At 48.9% G+C, this 2176-nt stretch carries 3 protein-coding genes; all 3 read left to right on the top strand.

The features are described from left to right. The first annotated feature begins 706 nt into the window (after positions 1–706). A complete protein-coding gene (locus tag Q0216_RS02540; protein WP_298592677.1) occupies positions 707–934 on the top strand; it encodes a hypothetical protein in 228 nt (75 codons plus the stop codon). A 137-nt stretch (positions 935–1071) separates the two neighbouring features. Next, entirely contained in the window at positions 1072–1791 is a 720-nt protein-coding gene (locus Q0216_RS02535; protein WP_204860172.1) for an ATP-binding cassette domain-containing protein, read from the top strand. After that, positions 1788–2176: hypothetical protein (locus Q0216_RS02530; RefSeq protein ID WP_298592674.1), on the top strand; the 389-nt coding region annotated here is incomplete at its 3' end. The genes Q0216_RS02535 and Q0216_RS02530, both read left to right, overlap by 4 nt.

Below are 2176 nucleotides of genomic sequence, written 5' to 3'. Positions count from 1 at the left end.
TCGCGCCGAAGCAGCTGGAGAAGCGCGGCAACGGCGTGTTCATGGGCTAACCCTCGCGGGTTAGGTCCTGCGAGCTGAGGCTCGTGATCACAAAATCTTAAAACGCAAACGCCTGAGGGGCGGGGAGTAATCCCCGCCCCTCAAGCGTTTAACGCCCTTCTCTGAGTGATGGCGGTAAGTGCTGCAGTGTCTATGGTCGATTAGGCCTGTATATTGCGGTACTCTTGAGCAAAAGCTGACCCCTTGGTGCTTGGTTCAGCGCGTACCAATATATTTGCCGCAACATGCTCAACTTGCCGCACCAGAATCACTCCCTGCCGTATTTGCTTATTATGCTGTCATCAATCTCTTGATGAATCCGCTTGTGGATGTGTTTTTAGTAGATAATCTGAGCCTGACCGTTCAGGAATCTACCCAATAAATGTTAATGAGAAAAATTTTCAAGAATTTCCTCAAATAGGGTAGTATTGCACGCGTAAACATATTACACTTGAGTGCAAAGCTCCAGCCTGGTGCAATGTAAGCCCCAATCTGGCGTGATATAAGCCCCAGTCTGGAGCGATGTAAGATCCAGCCTGGTGTAAATAAAACCAGGCTGGACTTATTTGTTTCCAGACTGGTGTTAGAAGACAACATAGTCTGAAGGAGTAAAAATGTCGGCAGTATCTACTGTTCACGTTCCGCCCATGCGAGCATGGTTGATCGCATGGCAGTAAGCGCATTGAGCGCTCCCGCCCGCCTCAAGAATGAGGCTAATAAGCTCATCATCCGTTATGACGGGTGGTTCCTTGTCCTTCTGGCAGTACTGCTGGTTCTGTCGGTTGTTTTCTTTGCTGCTATGGCCATTTGGTGCTTTCAGCAGGGTAGGTTCCGGTTCACTGGCAACTGGGAATGGGGCGCGGGCTATAACCGTGTTTTCGTAGAATGCGTCTAACGACTTAGGGTGACCATGCCCTGAATTTGAGAACTACGGAAGGGGTGGGACTCCAAAAGAGACCGCCCGCCCCTTTCGTAACAACTTCCAATCACCGAATAATTTCTGGTCAACACACAATGAAGGGTGTGACATATATGCTTCTCAACGCGCACGATATTACCTACGCGTACGGGGCTGGGAAACCCGCCCTAACCGACGTTCAGCTCCAAGTTTCTTCCGGGGAAATTCATGGATTGATTGGACCTAACGGCTCTGGAAAATCCACGCTCATGAAACTGATAAGTAACCTTCTGCACTCCAAGAAGGGCGATATTCAGATTAGCGGTCATGAACACCAGAGCCTTGCTGCTCGCACCTCCTTGATGTACCTGGCAAGCAACGACTATCTACCGGAGTTTTTGACCGGTCTGGAATATCTGCGTTTTATCCACTCTCTGTACAAGGAGAAAGTGGATGAGAATGCTGTAGCGGAGTACTTTAAGCGTTACCAGATGACAGGTCGACAGCACGATCTGATGGAAGACTACTCCCACGGTATGCGCAAGAAAACTCAGCTCATTGCAGCGTTGCTATTGCGTCGACCGCTCACTCTCATTGATGAGACGCTTAACGGAATCGACATCGATGCAATTTACACCTTTGAACGCGATATGCGTACATTACGCAATGAAGGATGCGGAATCCTGCTGTGTAGCCATGACTTCACGCTTCTAGAAAGGTGCGCAGACCGTGTTACCTTCCTCCATCGCGGCGTAGTGCTCGAGGACGACGCTACCGATGCTCTGCTAGAACGCTTTGGAACTCTCGACGCGATGGTCCGAAAAACTGTGGATGAAATCGAGGGGGACCTATGAGGTTCAGCGCGGTTTATCAGCTCGTTCACTTTTATTTCCTTTTCCTGCGCCGCCGTGTTTTAGGAAGGGGAGTTCTGGCAAATCGGCCAATTCGTTACGCCGTATTTTTTGGTGTCTTAGCGTTATACGCAGGATATGTTCTGCTGAGTATCAGTGTTGTTAGACAAACGTTTAATAACCCGGAAATGGTAGCGCCATTGCTAGAAGGTATGGGTATTTCATCTATATTCTGGGTTGCTGCGTTTTACACAATTGTGCGAATTCTATTCCTGAAAGCAGATGAGCTAACAGAACTTACGTACACTCTTCCTGCGACGAATAAGGAACGCTTGATTGCGAGTGTTGTATTCGAGATGCTTCTTGTCGGAACAGCTACTATTGCTCT

The organism is uncultured Rothia sp. (genome assembly GCF_937976295.1).
Lineage (GTDB): Bacteria > Actinomycetota > Actinomycetes > Actinomycetales > Micrococcaceae > Rothia.
Note: the sequence above shows the minus strand (reverse complement) of the source record. Positions and strands in the feature narration are given on the sequence as shown.

Excerpts from the sequence above, each read along its gene's own strand:
- Q0216_RS02540 (WP_298592677.1), top strand. The coding sequence starts at position 707 with ATGGCAGTAAGCGCATTGAGCGCTCCCGCCCGCCTCAAGAATGAGGCT.
- Q0216_RS02535 (WP_204860172.1), top strand. The coding sequence starts at position 1,072 with ATGCTTCTCAACGCGCACGATATTACCTACGCGTACGGGGCTGGGAAA.